Source organism: Herbiconiux sp. (assembly GCF_023264895.1).
GTDB lineage: Bacteria > Actinomycetota > Actinomycetes > Actinomycetales > Microbacteriaceae > Herbiconiux.
The window spans coordinates 44530-58701 of record NZ_JAHFUY010000017.1; the positions used below are offsets into that span (position 1 = coordinate 44530).

19 protein-coding genes are annotated in these 14172 nt (G+C 70.4%); 10 read left to right on the forward strand and 9 right to left on the reverse strand.

What is annotated here, in order from left to right; translation table 11 throughout:
* Positions 1-28: 28 nt before the first annotated feature.
* The 6 genes from Q0D57_RS02115 to Q0D57_RS02140 all read right to left on the reverse strand — a co-directional run bounded on the left by Q0D57_RS02115 (position 29) and on the right by Q0D57_RS02140 (position 5687).
* The gene (locus Q0D57_RS02115) at positions 29-907 is read right to left on the reverse strand and encodes an alpha/beta hydrolase (RefSeq protein WP_291037360.1); all 879 of its coding nucleotides are present in this window, start codon (positions 905-907) and stop codon (positions 29-31) included.
* Positions 907-1842, reverse strand: a complete 936-nt coding sequence (locus Q0D57_RS02120) for a 3-hydroxyacyl-CoA dehydrogenase NAD-binding domain-containing protein (protein WP_291037362.1) — start codon at positions 1840-1842, stop codon at positions 907-909. Before Q0D57_RS02120 ends, Q0D57_RS02115 begins: the two co-directional genes overlap by 1 nt.
* A gap of 73 nt (positions 1843-1915) precedes the next feature.
* Positions 1916-2695, reverse strand: a complete 780-nt coding sequence (locus Q0D57_RS02125) for a class II aldolase/adducin family protein (protein ID WP_291037363.1) — start codon at positions 2693-2695, stop codon at positions 1916-1918.
* Between the two features lie 38 nt (positions 2696-2733).
* Positions 2734-3315 carry an amino acid synthesis family protein gene (locus Q0D57_RS02130; RefSeq protein ID WP_291037364.1) on the reverse strand — a complete coding sequence of 194 codons (582 nt, stop codon included), beginning with the start codon at positions 3313-3315 and terminating at the stop codon, positions 2734-2736.
* Positions 3312-4457: an NAD(P)/FAD-dependent oxidoreductase gene (locus Q0D57_RS02135; RefSeq protein WP_291037366.1), complete on the reverse strand. Its 1146-nt coding sequence runs from the start codon at positions 4455-4457 to the stop codon at positions 3312-3314. Before Q0D57_RS02135 ends, Q0D57_RS02130 begins: the two co-directional genes overlap by 4 nt.
* Positions 4458-4556: 99 nt before the next feature.
* Positions 4557-5687 carry a M20/M25/M40 family metallo-hydrolase gene (locus Q0D57_RS02140; RefSeq protein ID WP_291037369.1) on the reverse strand — a complete coding sequence of 377 codons (1131 nt, stop codon included), beginning with the start codon at positions 5685-5687 and terminating at the stop codon, positions 4557-4559.
* Between the two features lie 276 nt (positions 5688-5963).
* Between Q0D57_RS02140 and Q0D57_RS02145 the strand changes: the two genes are divergently transcribed.
* Genes Q0D57_RS02145 through Q0D57_RS02165 form a run of 5 tightly spaced genes read left to right on the forward strand, consistent with a single transcriptional unit; the run spans position 5964 to position 8706 of the window.
* Complete coding sequence (locus Q0D57_RS02145; protein ID WP_291037372.1) at positions 5964-6794, forward strand: SDR family oxidoreductase; 831 nt, start codon at positions 5964-5966, stop codon at positions 6792-6794.
* A 17-nt stretch (positions 6795-6811) separates the two neighbouring features.
* Positions 6812-7147 carry a hypothetical protein gene (locus tag Q0D57_RS02150; protein WP_291037376.1) on the forward strand — a complete coding sequence of 112 codons (336 nt, stop codon included), beginning with the start codon at positions 6812-6814 and terminating at the stop codon, positions 7145-7147.
* 10 nt (positions 7148-7157) lie between these two features.
* Entirely contained in the window at positions 7158-7670 is a 513-nt protein-coding gene (locus Q0D57_RS02155) for a DUF2243 domain-containing protein (RefSeq protein ID WP_291037379.1), read from the forward strand.
* Positions 7667-8482 carry a cytochrome c oxidase assembly protein gene (locus Q0D57_RS02160; RefSeq protein ID WP_291037382.1) on the forward strand — a complete coding sequence of 272 codons (816 nt, stop codon included), beginning with the start codon at positions 7667-7669 and terminating at the stop codon, positions 8480-8482. Before Q0D57_RS02155 ends, Q0D57_RS02160 begins: the two co-directional genes overlap by 4 nt.
* A complete protein-coding gene (locus Q0D57_RS02165; RefSeq protein ID WP_291037385.1) occupies positions 8479-8706 on the forward strand; it encodes an RNA-binding S4 domain-containing protein in 228 nt (75 codons plus the stop codon). Before Q0D57_RS02160 ends, Q0D57_RS02165 begins: the two co-directional genes overlap by 4 nt.
* Before the next feature lie 40 nt (positions 8707-8746).
* On the opposite strand, the gene Q0D57_RS02170 is transcribed toward Q0D57_RS02165, so the two are convergent.
* Together Q0D57_RS02170 and Q0D57_RS02175 are read right to left on the reverse strand one after the other, a co-directional pair.
* The gene (locus Q0D57_RS02170; RefSeq protein WP_291037388.1) at positions 8747-9016 is read right to left on the reverse strand and encodes a type II toxin-antitoxin system RelE/ParE family toxin; all 270 of its coding nucleotides are present in this window, start codon (positions 9014-9016) and stop codon (positions 8747-8749) included.
* Entirely contained in the window at positions 9013-9297 is a 285-nt protein-coding gene (locus tag Q0D57_RS02175; RefSeq protein ID WP_291037391.1) for a type II toxin-antitoxin system Phd/YefM family antitoxin, read from the reverse strand. Before Q0D57_RS02175 ends, Q0D57_RS02170 begins: the two co-directional genes overlap by 4 nt.
* 199 nt (positions 9298-9496) lie before the next feature.
* On the opposite strand from Q0D57_RS02175, the gene Q0D57_RS02180 reads away from it, so the two are divergent.
* Genes Q0D57_RS02180 through Q0D57_RS02200 form a run of 5 tightly spaced genes read left to right on the forward strand, consistent with a single transcriptional unit; the run spans position 9497 to position 13639 of the window.
* Entirely contained in the window at positions 9497-9970 is a 474-nt protein-coding gene (locus Q0D57_RS02180; protein WP_291037394.1) for a hypothetical protein, read from the forward strand.
* Positions 9967-11136 (forward strand): zinc-dependent alcohol dehydrogenase, encoded by a 1170-nt coding sequence (locus tag Q0D57_RS02185; RefSeq protein ID WP_291037397.1) that lies wholly within the window; start codon positions 9967-9969, stop codon positions 11134-11136. Before Q0D57_RS02180 ends, Q0D57_RS02185 begins: the two co-directional genes overlap by 4 nt.
* Before the next feature lie 37 nt (positions 11137-11173).
* The gene (locus Q0D57_RS02190) at positions 11174-12334 is read left to right on the forward strand and encodes a glutathione-independent formaldehyde dehydrogenase (RefSeq protein WP_291037400.1); all 1161 of its coding nucleotides are present in this window, start codon (positions 11174-11176) and stop codon (positions 12332-12334) included.
* A 1-nt stretch (position 12335) separates the two neighbouring features.
* Entirely contained in the window at positions 12336-12893 is a 558-nt protein-coding gene (locus tag Q0D57_RS02195; RefSeq protein WP_291037403.1) for a type 1 glutamine amidotransferase domain-containing protein, read from the forward strand.
* 56 nt (positions 12894-12949) lie between these two features.
* Positions 12950-13639, forward strand: coding sequence for a TMEM175 family protein (locus tag Q0D57_RS02200; protein ID WP_291037405.1), 690 nt, complete (start codon positions 12950-12952; stop codon positions 13637-13639).
* A 32-nt stretch (positions 13640-13671) separates the two neighbouring features.
* Here the strand turns inward: Q0D57_RS02200 and Q0D57_RS02205 are convergent.
* Positions 13672-14172 (reverse strand): zinc-binding dehydrogenase (locus Q0D57_RS02205; protein WP_291037408.1); only part of this gene is annotated, 501 nt, incomplete at its 5' end.

The following is a 14172-nucleotide window of genomic DNA, read 5'->3' on the forward strand; positions in this document are numbered from 1 at the left end:
TTCGGTCAGGTGGGGAAGGGAGGGCAGATCAAGGGGTGCTGGATGAGGGACCGGGCAGCAGACGGGCGATCTCGTCGGCCACCAGCTCGGGCCGTTCCTCGGGGATGTAGTGGTCGGCCTCGTCGATGACGACCCAGCGGTCGTCGCCTCGCAGCGCGACCGCGCGATCCCACGCGGCCTCGCTCACAATGGTGCTCCGCTTTCCCCGCAGGTGGGTCATCGGAGTGGCCACCTGCGCGAACTCGTCGGCGTACGGGGTGCGGAAGCCTTCGATCAGCTGCGTCATCGCCTCGGCGGAGGCGAGCGGCTCCCAGCTGCCGTCGCTCTGCCGGTGGTAGCCCCAACGGGCCCGCCGGGAGACGGCGCCGGGCAGGATCAGGCGGTACCGTCCGCGCAGGTAGTGCTCGATCTCGGCCGGGCTGCCGAAGCCGCGGAAGCCGCCGGCCACCCGCACCTCGAGCTCGTCGAGCACGGCGGGCTCGACGAAGGGCGTGTAGTCGACCACCACAGCCCCCGAGACCCGATCCGGATGCCGGGCCGCCGCGAGCCACGCGTTCCGGCCACCCAGCGAATGCCCGGCCACCAGCGCGGTCGGGAGGCCGAGGGCATCGAGCACCGTGATGACGTCCGAGACGAAGTCGTCGCCGGTGTACCCGTGCGCCGGCTTGTCGCTTCGGCCGTGCCCGCGCTGGTCGAGTGCGATCACGGTGGCCCGCCCCCCGAGCGCGTCACCCACGGGCTCCCACACGGCGTGGTTGGCCGAGGTGCCGTGCAGCAGCACGACCGCGGGGCCGCTCCCCCGCATCCGGAACGCCACGTCGACCGCGGCGCCCCGGGTGCGGGAGAGTCCGTCGCCGATCCCGACGACCGAGATGGGGCCGGAGCCGGGACCGGGGCCCGAGCCCATCAGACGCTGGGGATGGTGGAGAGCGTCTTGCGCGCCGCGATCAGGCCCGTGATGATCTCCTTGCGCTTGGCATCCACGTCGCCCTCGCCGTATTCGTACATGCCGCCGTTCGACTTGAAGCCGAGCTGGCCGGCCGCGATCTTGTCCTTGATGAACTGGGGGGTGTCGGTGCTCACGTCGAGATCCTTGTTCAGGTAGCTCGAGACCGCCTGGTAGATGTCGAGGCCCGCCATGTCGAGCAGGCGGGTCGGCCCCACGACCGAGAGCTTGTAGCCGATGCCCCACTTGACGCAGGCATCCAGGCCCTCGGGGGTCACGATGCCCTCCTCGAGCAGCGCCATGCACTCGCGCAGGATGGCGTAGAGCACCCGGTTCTCGACGAAGCCGGGGATCTCCTTCTCGAGCACGGGCACGTAGTTGAAGGCCTTCACGATCTCGGTCAGCTGACCCACGAGCTTCTCGTCGGTGGCCTTGCCCGGGATGATCTCGATCATCGGGATGAGGTGGGGCGGGTTCGACCAGTGCATGCCGATCAGTCGGCCCGGGATCGTCATCGACTCGGCCATCGTGCTGATCGGGATGCCGGAGGTGTTCGTGGCGATGATGACCTCGTCGCCGATGCGCGCCTCGAGATCTGCCAGGACCTTCTGCTTGAGCTCGAGCTTCTCGGGCACGGCCTCGATGATGAGCTCGGTGCCGGCGACGGCCTCGTCGAGGTCGGTGCCGAACGTGACGGATCCCCCCGGCGCCGACGGCGAGCCGACGGCCTCGAGCACGCCCTGCACCACTCCGTAGGCGGCTTCGGCGCGGGCGATCGCGTCTTCGGAGATGTCGTACAGGCGCACGGTGGAGCCGGCGCGGGCCAGGACGGCGGCGATGCCGGGGCCCATGGTTCCGGAGCCGATGACGGTGGCGACGGTGGGGAGACTGCTCATCTTGATGCTCTCTTTCGCGAGGTGGAACGGGTGGGAGTGGTCGTGCGGGGAGGGCCCGCTCGGATGATGGGGCTCAGACGCCGGGCGGCAGCCCGATCGGCGAGATGCCGATGCCGAAGGCGGTCTCGACCCGGTCGAGACGACGGTTGAAGTAGGTCCAGAAGTTGTGCTGGGCCTTGGCCGGATAGATCCGGTCGAACTTCTCCTTGGTCTCCTCGGCGTCGGGCTCGATCGGGGTGAACCCCGACGCCTTGAGGTCGACCTGGAAGCGAGCGGCCTTCTCGAGGAAGATGCCGGTGAGGGTGACCTCGGCCACTGTGCCGCCCACGAACGCCACGCCGTGGTTGGCGAGCAGCAGGGCCTGCGCGTTCCCGAGAGCCGCCGCGGCGGCCACCCCGAGCGGCACCGTCGTGATGATGTGGCTCGTCTCGGCGAAGCGCGGCACGCCCTCGTAGGCGAACCACACGCCGTGGTTGTTGTACGGCTTCAGCTGCTCGTCGGAGGCGCCGAGCACGGTCGAGAAGTGCGCGTGGGAGTGGCCGACGAAGTTCACGTCGGGTCGCGCCTTCATGATCTCGGCGTGCAGGGGCCATTCGAGGTGGCGGAGGCCCGTGCCCTCGAGCACGGCGCCGTCGAAGTCGATCAGGATGAAGTCGTCGCCCTCGACCTCGCTGAGTGCGAGGTTGCCGCGCTTCAGCCACAGGCCGCGGCCGAAGGGATCGCGGAACGAGAGGTGGCCCATCGACATGTCGCCGTGCCCCTCGAGCTCGAGGATGCGATGCGCTCGGGCGACGTCGGCGAGGATGCTCGCGATGGACTGGTCTTCGTAGTACGCGGTGTGCGAATAGGTCACAGCTGCTCCTCTTTATAGGGGGGTGTCACTGCCGGCGCTCAGCCGGCGGCCCGAACGTCGGCGACGGTCATGCCGCCCACACGGGCGTTCACCCGGCCACCTGTCGCCACCGCGGCGATGATGACGATCTCGTCGGGCCGCGGCGCATCCGGCAGGGAGAGGGTGATGGCGTCGTAGTGCGAGCGTACGTAGACCTCGTCCTTGAAGGCGAGCGGGATGTCGATCGCCGTTCCGGTGCCGGCGACCTTCGTCGCCGAGGAGATCCATGCGGTGCCGCCTCCGACGGCGTCGCGCAGGGCGTTGCCGAACACGGTCGTGACGCAGGCCACGATGTGCTCCTGCTCGCCGTTCACACCCACGAGCCCGCCCTTGCCGTAGCTCTCCACGGGGCGTCCGCCCAGCAGGGCGACGGCGCGCTCGCCGAGCTCGGTGCCGAGGCTCGCGCTGGCGTCGGTGAGGGGCGAGAGGTCCTCCACCCACCGGCCCGCGAAGGGGTTCTCGAACACGACGGCAACGGCGGCCTTCATGAGCGGCTGCTCGGGCGCGGGGCCGAGCTCGTGCACGGTCTCCTGCACGAAGGAGTGCCAGGCGCGGACCTTGTAGATGGAATCGATGCTCATGCGTGTACCTCGTGTCGGTGCGGATCGGTCGGGTTGTAGAGGGCGGTCTCGACGCTCTCGCCCACGAACTGGTTGCCCTTGGCCATCTCGCGGGTGTCGGCGTACCACTGGGAGCGGTCCTGGGCGAGGTCGGTGTAGGGGCGCTCGACGCGCTCCCACTCGACGAGGGCCCCGGGCAGATCCGCGTCCGCCTTCACGGCCTCGGTCGCGGCCACCGCCAGCGTCCAGGCGTTCTGCATCGCGGTGCCCGCACCCTGGGCGAGCGCCGGGCACATCGCGTGCGCGGAGTCGCCGATGAGGGCCACGTGACCGTCGGTCCAGCGCTCGAGCCGCGTGGTCTGGTAGCCGTAGTAGCGGCCCTGGATGCCCGCGGCATCCTGCAGCACCGGTGCGAGCTGCGGGAACACCGAGGTCCAGAGCTCGAGGTCGATCGGCACGCGCGATCCGTCGGCGTCGGCCGAGGGCGACATCAGCGCGATGTACAGCTCCTCGTCGTTGGCGGGCGTGTAGAGCACACGCAGCACCCGCGGGTCGAGGTTCCAGAAGTCGATCACGTTGTCCCACTCGGTGTCGGGCTCGAGCGCCTGCAGCTCGGCCTTCCGCCGGGGCACGAGGAAGCGGGTGATGCCGTCTCGCGACCGCTCACGCTTCAGCGGAATGCCGAGGGAGTCGCGCACAGGCGAGCCCACACCGTCGGCGCCCACGACGAGGTCGGCGTCGAGCGTCTCACCGTCGGCCAGCGTGATGGTGCCGTCGGGCGTCGCGCCCACCACCTCGGAGCCCGCCACGATCTCGACGCCCGACTCGCGCGCCGCGGTGAGCAGCGTCTCGTGCAGGTGGGGCCTCGTCATCGTGCGCCAGCGGATGCCCTCGAGGACCTCCTGCGACTGGATCTCGTTGTTCATGCGCGTCTCGTAGGCGGGCGGCGTCATCGAGCGGGACTGGAGGTCGGGCGTCGCGCCGATCCGGTCGAGCACCTGCAGGCTGTTGTTCCACAGCACGATGCCCGCTCCCTCCGCCCGGAGCTCGGGGGCGCGCTCGTGCAGCCGCACGCTCCACCCCATCTGCGCGAGAGCGGCGGCGGTGGTGAGGCCCGCGAAGCCCCCGCCCGAGATCTCGGCGTGGCGTCGGCTGTCGGTCATGTGCTGTTCCTGTCTGTTCTGGTCATGAGGTGCTGGTCGTGGGCCGTGCGCCGCGGGGTGCCCCCGGGCTGCCGGCGGAAGGGTGTCCGGAGCGCCGGGTCAGAGGTCGGCGGCGGCGATCCTGATCACCGAGAGGCCGATGACCTCGGCGGTGGCCACCGCGTTCGCCAGGCCGGCAGGACCCGCGAACTCCTCGGCGCCCCGGCTCGTGTGGTAGCGCCAGCCGTCGGGGCTCCCGACTCCCACGATCGCCGCGCGGGTCACCTGGGTGACGTTGCCGAAGTCGGTGGCGAAGCCGAGGGCCGGCGGATCGGAGACGAAGTCACGCCCCGCGGCGGCGAAGGCGTCGGCGACGAGCGCCGTGACCCCCGCGTCCGGCTTCACATCGGCGATCTCCGCCGTCGTGCTCCAGCTCGCCGGGCCGATCAGCTCGTGCAGCTCGGCGGCCAGGGAGTCGAGTTCGGCCTCGGACCAGGCGAAGACGAGGAAGGCGGCCTCGAAGACCATCCCCGCTGACTCCTCCACGTCGCCGTCGAGAGTGACGCTCTCGATGATGAGGGTGGCCGGGTCGAGGGCGGCGGCGACCTTCGCGACGTTCGCGAGGGCGACCAGAGGTGCCGACTCCACGTCGCGGCGGAGCGTGCGGCGACCGACGACGCGAGCCGTCTCCCGGCGCATCAGCAGCGAGGTCGGCCACACCGTGTCGATGAACTCCGGATGCGGGTAGAGGGCGACGTCGATGTCGTCCCACACTCCGCGGGCGGCGGTGAGGGCCTTACCGCTGCCGAGCTCACGGGTGAGCGGCGAGTGGATCTCGTCAGCCGGGCAGCCCACGATCACCACCGAGCCCGCGAGCTCGTCCTTCACCGCGGCGAGGGCCAGCGCGGCGCCGAGCACCCCGCCGGCCTGGGGGCCGTGGCCGCAGGCGTGGATCGGGTTCACCTGGCCCTCGTCGTCGATCGAGGCGGGCGCGTCGTAGACCGCGATGACCCCGACGGAGTTGCCGGGAGCGCCGAAGCCGAGTTCTGCGCGGAACGCGGTCGGCATGCCGGCGACACCCTCCGTGACCGCGTAGCCCGCGTCACGGAGCGTCTCCACCAGGAAGCGGGAGGTCTCGATCTCGCGGTGGGCGAGCTCCGGATGCTCGTGGACGAAGTCGACGATGCCGCGGATGGTGGTCTCGGCCTCGGCGACGGCCGTCCGGAAGGCCGTGTCGGTCGTCTCGGTCATCTCGGGCTCCTCTCCTCGTGCGGGGGCGTCCCGATCCCAGGACGCGTGATCTGAATTCTTACCATGTAGATCGCAGTGTCAGCATATGACGCAGTGCAGTGAATTATTCAGGAGATCAGGAGATGTAACAAGGCTTTAACACTTCGGGGGCGATGCGCTCGCGAGGCACCCGGTTCCCGCGGCAGGTGTCAAGCCCCCTGCGATGGGGCGGAGGCGGCCGTAGCGTCCTGCACGACGGCGATCGCCGTCATCCGCAGCCGACCGAGAGGACGAACCATGGCAGAGCAGCAGACCCCGCCCGGCACCGAGCAGGAGATGCGCGAGAAGCCCGACCACGGCGAGACGAGCTACGTGGGCTCTGGCCGCCTCGAGGGCAAGGTCGCCGTGATCACCGGCGGCGACAGCGGCATCGGCAAGGCCGTGGCCATCGCCTTCGCGCGGGAGGGCGCCGACGTGGTCATCTCCTACCTCGACGAGCACGAGGATGCGGCCGAGGCCGTCGACCTCGTCGAGCAGGCCGGCCGCAAGGCGCTGTCGATCTCCGGAGACCTGGCCGATCCGGCGCACTGCCGCGACATCATCGCGAGCACCGTGGAGGAGTTCGGGCGGGTCGACGTGCTCGTCAGCAACGCCGCGTTTCAGATGGACCACCCGACGCTCGAGGAGGTGCCGGACGAGGAGTGGGACCGCACCCTCGCCATCAACCTCAGCGCCTACTTCCACCTCGTCAAGGCGGCCGTGCCGCACATGCCCGCCGGCGGGTCGATCATCGGCAGCTCGTCGGTGAACTCCGACATGCCCTCCCCCACCCTCTTCCCCTACGCGGCCACCAAGGCGGCGATCGCGAACATGAGCGCCTCGTTCGCCCAGCTGCTGGCCGAGAAGGGCATCCGCTCCAACAGCGTCGCGCCCGGGCCCGTGTGGACCCCGCTCATCCCGGCCACGATGCCCGAGGAGAAGGTGGAGTCGTTCGGCCAGCAGTCGCCTCTCGGCCGCCCGGCGCAGCCCGCCGAGCTCGCCCCCGTCTACGTGCTGCTCGCCTCCGACGAGGGCAGCTACGTCTCCGGTGCCCGCATCGCCGTGACCGGCGGAACCCCGATCCTGTGAGCTGGGAGCATCCGCGCATGACCGAGCACGCCGACCTGCCCCTGCCCGACTACGACCACGTCACCGTGGGAGCCCTGCCCGCCGCCATCGCGCCGCTCGGGGCCGACGAGGTGCAGCAGCTCCTCGACTACGAGCGCGAGCACGCCCACCGCCTGCCGGTCACGACGGTGCTCGAACGGCGGATCGAGCGGCTGCGATCCGGCGAGGCCGAACCGTCGACGGGAGGCGGTGCGGCCGGCCGCCCCGAGACCAACGCGGCGCCCGGTGGCCAGGGGGTGAGCCCCGCCACCTCGGGGCCGCCGATCAACCCGCCGTCGCACGGCACGCCGACGAACCCGGCGCAGCCCCGATGACCGCACGCCCATGACCGACTCCTCCCCCACCTCGGCGAGCGCAGCCCGGCCCGGCTGGCGCGCCCGTGCCGAGCGCTCGGCCCAGAACGTGTGGTCGGGCGTGCTGTTCGGGGTGGGGCTCGTGGCGTTCGTCGACGAGGCCGTGTTCCACCAGCTCCTGCACTGGCACCACTTCTACGATCTGGGCACGCTCGCGCTCGGGCTGATCTCGGACGGGTTCTTCCACGCGCTGAGCTGGTTCGCCACGATCGCCGGGCTGTTCCTCGTGGCGGATCTCCATCGGCGGGGTGCGCTGCATGGGGCTCGGTGGGCGGGCGGAGTGCTCCTCGGGGCGGGAGCGTTCCAGCTCTACGACGGCACCGTGCAGCACAAGTGGTGGGGCATCCACCAGATCCGGTACGTGGAGGATCTGCTCGCCTACGACCTGGTGTGGAACATCACGGCGGTCGCGATGATCGCGGCGGGCGTCGTGCTGGTGGTGCGCACCAGGAGGGCGAGGACGCTCGCGCGGGACGTGCCGTGAGTTCGTCTGTCGCCGCCGGGCTCCACGTGCACGGTGGCGGGAACGCGCTCGAGATCACCCTCGTGCTCATCGCGGCCCTCACGGTCGTCGTCTACACCGGGGCCGCCGTCGCATCGCGCCGGCGCGGGAGGCCGTGGCCGCTCCACCGCGTCGTGCTCTGGTCATGCGGGGTCGCGCTGGGCACGGCATCCGTGGCGGGGCCGCTCGCCGCGGCGGCGCACGCGAGCTTCGTGGCGCACATGTGGGGGCACCTGCTGGCGGGGATGCTCGCGCCCGTGCTGCTCGTGCTCGCGGCGCCGGTCACCCTCGCGCTCCGCACGCTCGACGTGGTGCCGGCCCGCCGGCTCTCGCGGCTGCTGCGGAGCCGCCCGGCGCGGTTCGTCGCGCATCCGGTCACCGCGGCGGTGCTCTCCGTCGGCGGGCTGTGGGTGCTCTACGCGACCCCTCTCCTCGAGCGGATGCAGGGCGATCCGCTGCTCCACCTCGTCGTGCAGGCCCACGTGCTCGTGGCGGGCTGCCTGTTCACGGCGGCGGTCATCGGCCTCGACCCGCGCCCGCACGCGCCCTCACGGGTGCTGGTGGCGGTCGTGCTCGTGCTGGCGACCGCGGCGCACGGGATCCTCGCGAAGCACCTGTACGCGTCTCCGCCCTCCTCGGTCGCCCTCGCGGATGCGCGGGAGGGCGCCCAGCTCATGTACTACGCCGGCGCGTGGATCGAGGCCGTGGTGATCGTCGTCTTCTGTGCAGAGTGGTACCGCGCGGGCGGTCGCGGTCTCCGCGCATCCGCCCGGACGGCTAGCATTCCAGCATGACGAACCCCGGCCCGATCGACGACGTCTCCATCGGCGGAGAGATGATCCGCCTCGGTCAGTTCGTGAAGTTCGCGGGCCTCTCCGACAGCGGAGGCACCGTGAAGGAGGCCGTCGCCGACGGCGACGTCACGGTGAACGGCGAGGTCGAGTTCCGCCGCGGCCGCCAGCTGCACCCGGGCGACGTCGTGGGATTCGAGGGGCGCCGGGCCCGCGTCTGCCCGTGAGGTCGAGCCCGCGCGATGCCCCACACGTGCTCGGCGCCGCTCACTTGTAGGCGTCGCGCCGGTGCACGATCGTGACGACCTCGATGATGACCTGGGCGTCGAGCACCCGGTACAGCACCCGATACTCTCCACGGCGGGCCGAGTACAACGGGAAGAGCGGCTCGCTCAGCTGCTTGCCGACCCGCTTCGGATTGTCGCGCAATGCGCCCATGATGAACTCGAAGGCCGCCGTGGCCACCTTCTCGGGCAGGTCGTCGGTCAGCGCCCTCTTCGCCGAGCGGGTGAAGCGCACGTCGTAGTCGCGCCTCATCCGGGCAGTCGGCCGGCCTTGACCATGGCCGCGCGCACATCGCCGACGTCCACCAGGTCGCCGGAGCCGATCTCGGCGAGACCGACCCTGATGGCTTCGACCGTGGGCGCGTCGCTCAGGATGTCGATCGTCTCGACCATCGTGTCGTAGTCGTCGGCACTGAGCAGCACGGCCGCACGACTGCCGTTGCGGGTGACTTCGAAGCGCTCGTGCGTGGTCGAGGCCGATTCGACGAGCTTCGAGAAGTTCGCCCGGGCGTCTGCGACGGAGAGAGTGGCCATGTACAGAATTCTAGCGCACTGCCCACCCCAAGCCAAGAGACGGAGCTAATACCGAACGGGCGGATTGTCCTCCGTCCGCGGCCGTTTGTGAATCCCCTCGGGGCATCCGATGGCCGTGCCTAGCCTGACGCCCATCACACCGAGGGCGTCGCTCGGCCGAGTCTCGCCCTCATGGATCGGATGGATCGAAGGAGGAGACATGGGCGTGAAGACAGCGGTCGCCGTCGGGGCGGCCGGAGTGGCCGTGGGACTGGTGGCGAGGACGTTGGTGCGGACACGGGCCGACACCGACGGCGACGGCCGGCATCCGGAGGGCTGGAAGGCGGTGACCGTGCTGGGCGACCCGGCCGACTTCGAACGGGCGGAGGGTGGCTTCCCCGCTCCGCTCGGGCGGCTGGCCGACGTGCTCGAGATCCGGCTGGATCCGGCGCCGGGCGACAAGGGGTTCGAGGTGCATGCGCGGCTCCGCGAGGGAGCCGACGCGAAATCGCTGATCGGTGACGACGACCCCGACAAAGCCATAAGGGTCGCCTTGCGCGACGCGAAGCAGGTGTTCGAGACGGGTGAGGTCCTCCGCGCGATCCCGAGGCCGCACGGCCACCGGCCGTCGACGCCCTTCGGGGCCGCGGTCGACAAGGCGGAGGAAGAAGCGAAAGGCGGAGGTGTGCTGTGAAGGCTCTGTGCTGGACCGGAGTGAACGAGCTCGCGGTCGAAGAGGTCGACGATCCGGAGATCCTCAATACTCAGGACATCATCGTGCGGGTGATCCTCACCACCTCCTGCGGCTCCGACCTGCACCTGCTCGGCGGCTACGTGCCGACCATGCGGGCGGGCGACGTGCTGGGGCACGAGTTCCTCGGGGAGGTGGTAGAGGTCGGGTCCGCCGTGACGAAGCACAAGGTCGGCGACCGGGTGGTCGTGTGCTCGTTCATCAGCTGCGGCCGGTGCTGGTACTGCCGGAACGAGATGTTCTCGCTCTGCGACAACGGCAACCCCAACGCCGGGATCCCCGAGATGCTCTGGGGTCAGGCGCCCGGCGGGTGCTACGGCTACTCCCACGCGCTCGGCGGCTGGGCGGGAAGTCACGCCCAGTACATCCGCGTGCCGTACGCCGACCAGGGCGCCTTCTCCGTTCCGGAGGGGGTCAGCGACGAGCGGGCGCTCTTCGCCTCGGATGCCGCTCCCACCGGCTGGATGGGAGCCGACCTCGGCGGGGTCAAGCCGGGCGACACGGTCGCCGTGTGGGGCGCCGGCGGCGTCGGCCAGATGGCGGCACGCGCATCCCTCCTCCTGGGCGCCGAACGCGTGATCGTCATCGACCGCTTCCAGGAGCGCCTCTCCCAGGTGGAGTCGGTGATCGGCGCGGAGACGATGAACTACGAGACGAGCGAGGTGCTCCCCGAGCTCCGAGAGCTCACGGGCGGCCGGGGCCCCGACGTGTGCATCGAGGCCGTGGGCATGGAGGCGCACAGCGACCGGATCGACTTCGCGTTCGACCAGGTCAAGCAGCAGCTGCGCCTGCAGACCGACCGACCCACGGCCGTCCGCGAGGCCATCTTCGCCGCGCGGAAGGGCGGCAGCGTCTTCGTGCTGGGCGTCTTCGGCGGTGTCGTCGACAAGTTCCCGCTGGGGCCGCTCATGAACAAGGGCCTCATCCTCCGCTCGGCGCAGCAGCACGGGCACCGCTACATCCCGATGCTCCTGGAGCGGATGGCCCGCGACGAGCTCGTCACCGAGCACCTCGCGACCCACGTGATGCCGCTCGAGGAGGGGCCGCAGGGCTACGCGATGTTCAAGGACAAGACCGACGGCTGCGTGCGCGCGGTCTTCCAGCCCTGACACCACTCACCGAGAACCATCCAGAAAGGCGAAGGACATGAAAGCAGTCGTCTACGACGGCCCGCGCACGGTCAGTGTGCGCGATGTGCCGGATGCCCGCATCGAGAGTCCGACGGACGTGCTCGTGCGCATCACGACAACGAACATCTGCGGTTCCGACCTCCACATGTACGAGGGCAGGACCGACTTCGAGACCGGGCGCTGGTTCGGTCACGAGAACCTGGGCGAGGTCATCGAGGTCGGCGCCGGCGTCGACAAGGTGAAGGTCGGCGACTACGTCGTGCTGCCCTTCAACGTCGCCTGCGGCCACTGCAAGAACTGCGAGCGCGGGTACACGAACTACTGCCTGACGGCACAGCCGAGACCCGAGTGGGCGGGAGCGGCCTACGGCTTCGCCGACATGGGCCCCTGGGCCGGCGGCCAGGCCGAGCTGCTGCGGGTGCCGTGGGGTGACTTCAACTGTCTGCGGCTCGGCGAGGATGCCGCGGGGAAGCAGGCGGACTACGTGATGCTCGCCGACATCTTCCCCACCGGATACCACGCCACCGAACTCGCCCATGTGCAGCCGGGCGACCAGACCGTCATCTACGGCGCAGGGCCCGTGGGCTGCATGGCCGCCTACTCGGCCATCCTCAAGGGTGCGAGCAAGGTGATGGTCGTTGACAGGCACCCCGACCGGCTGCGTCTGGTCGAGGAGATCGGAGCGATCCCCATCGACGACTCCGCGGTCGATCCGGTCGAAGCGGTCACCGAGCTGACGATGGGTCTGGGAGCGGACAACGGCTGCGAGTGCGTCGGCTACCAGGCGCACGATCCGCAGGGGAACGAGGACCCCGACCTCACGCTCAACCGATTGGTGAAGTCGGTGCGCTTCACCGGCGGCATCGGTGTGGTGGGCGTGTTCGTGCCGCAGGATCCGGGAGGCCCGGACGATCTGGCCCAGCAGGGGAAGGTCGCCTTCGACTTCGGGGAGTTCTGGTTCCGCGGGCAGACGCTCGGCAGCGGCCAGTGCCCGGTGAAGCGCTACAACCGGAGGCTCCGCGACCTCATCGCGGCGGAGAAGGCGACACCGTCGTGGATCGTCAGCCACGAGCTGTCGCTCGACGACGCGCCGGATGCCTACGAGCACTTCGACAAGCGGGAGGACGGGTGGACGAAAGTCGTGCTGCATCCCGATCTCGCGGCGGCGGGGGTGTGACATGGCCGAGGAACTGACAGGAGTGCGGGTCGCGATCCTGGCCGCCGACGGTGTCGAGCGGGTGGAGCTCGAGCAGCCGCGGCAGGCTCTGGACGACGCCGGGGCGTTCACCGCACTCGTCTCGATCGCGACCGGATCCATCGCCGCGCGCGACCACGACCTGGAGGACGCCGGGAGCTTCACCGTCGACCGGGACGTCTACGACGTGACGCCGGACGAGTTCGATGCCCTCCTCCTGCCGGGAGGGACGGTGAATCCGGACAAGCTCCGCATGGACGCCACGGCCGTCGCCTTCGTGCGCGACTTCGTCGATTCGGGGAAGCCCGTGGCCGCCATCTGCCACGGACCCTGGACGCTGGCGGAGGCCGACCGGGTGCGGGGGCGACGGCTCACGTCGTGGCCGAGCGTGCGCACCGACCTGCGGAACGCCGGTGCCGAGGTGGTCGACGAGGTCGTCGTGACCGACGGCAGCCTCACGACGAGCAGGTCACCCGACGACCTCCCCGGGTTCTGCGAGCGCATCGTGCAGGAGTTCGCGAAGGGGCCGCGGTCGAGCTGAGCGAGACCGCACTCGTCGGGGGGCCTTCGGTCTGCCGGTCGAATCGGGTGAAGACGATGACACAGGACGACGAAGGCCTCCCCCACGAGCGCGCGAGCGAGGCCACCCGCGCCGACCCCTGGCGCGCGGTGGCCTTCAGCGATGCCGTCATGGCGATCGTGATCACGTTCCTCGCGCTCGAGCTGAGACCGCCACCGCCGGAGCCGGGTGATCTGCTGTCAGGCCTCCTCGGCGAGTGGCCGACCTACCTGGCATACGCGGCATCGTTCACCTACCTGGCCGTGATCTGGATGAATCACAAGGCGGCGTTCTCCCGCATCCGCGAGATGGACGTCGGCCTGCAGTGGGTGAACCTCGGGATCCTCGGCACCGTCGCGCTGATCCCCTGGCCGACCGCGGTGATCGCCGAGACCGCGAGAACGGCGGATGCGGCCGACCAGAGGGTGGCGGCGGCGCTCTACGCGCTGGTGGGCGCCCTGCTCTGGCTGTCCTGGCTCGTGTTCTTCATCTACCTGGCCCGGCATCCCGACCTCACGAAGGAGGACGTCGACGACGCGTACTTCGCCCGGGAACGCCCGAGGGCCCTCGTCGGTCTCCTGGTCTACCTGGCGGCCGGTGCTGCGGGGGTGCTCATCCATCCGCTCGTCGCGTCGGTCGTCTTCCTCGTCCTGCCGGCGTTCTACGCCCTCACGAGTCACGGGCACGACCACGGGCCCGCCTTCTTCCGCCGCCGCGACGGGTGGTAGAAGAGGGCGTGTGCCCGGCCCGCGGGCCCAGGTCAGAAGCGGAGGAGAATCTTGCCTGCGCGGCCCGGGGCGGCGCTGGCGGCCGCGGCCTCGCGGGCCTGGTCGAACGGGAAGACCGCCTCGACCGGCAGCTCGACCTCGCCGGAGCCGACGCGCTCGAAGAGCTCGCCGAACAGCGCCGAGCGCTTGGCGGCATCCATGTCGCGGCTCACGCGGCTGCCCCAGAAGCCCTTCACCGTCACGTCCTTGAAGATGAGCGCCCCCGAGGAGATCTGCAGGTCGCCCGACCCCATGGCGCCGAACGACACGAGGGTGCCGCCCTCCCCCAGCAGCCCGAGCAGGTCGGCCGACGAGCTGCCGCCCACCGAGTCGACCGCGGCCTTCGGGCTCCCGCCGTCGAGCACCGCCGCCGCGGTCTCCTCCCAGCCGTCCTTCTCGGTCGAGACCACGTCGTGGATGCCGATGGCCGCGAGCTCGTCGACACCGGCGTCGCGCCGCACCAGCCCGAGCACGCGCACACCGCGGAGCGCACC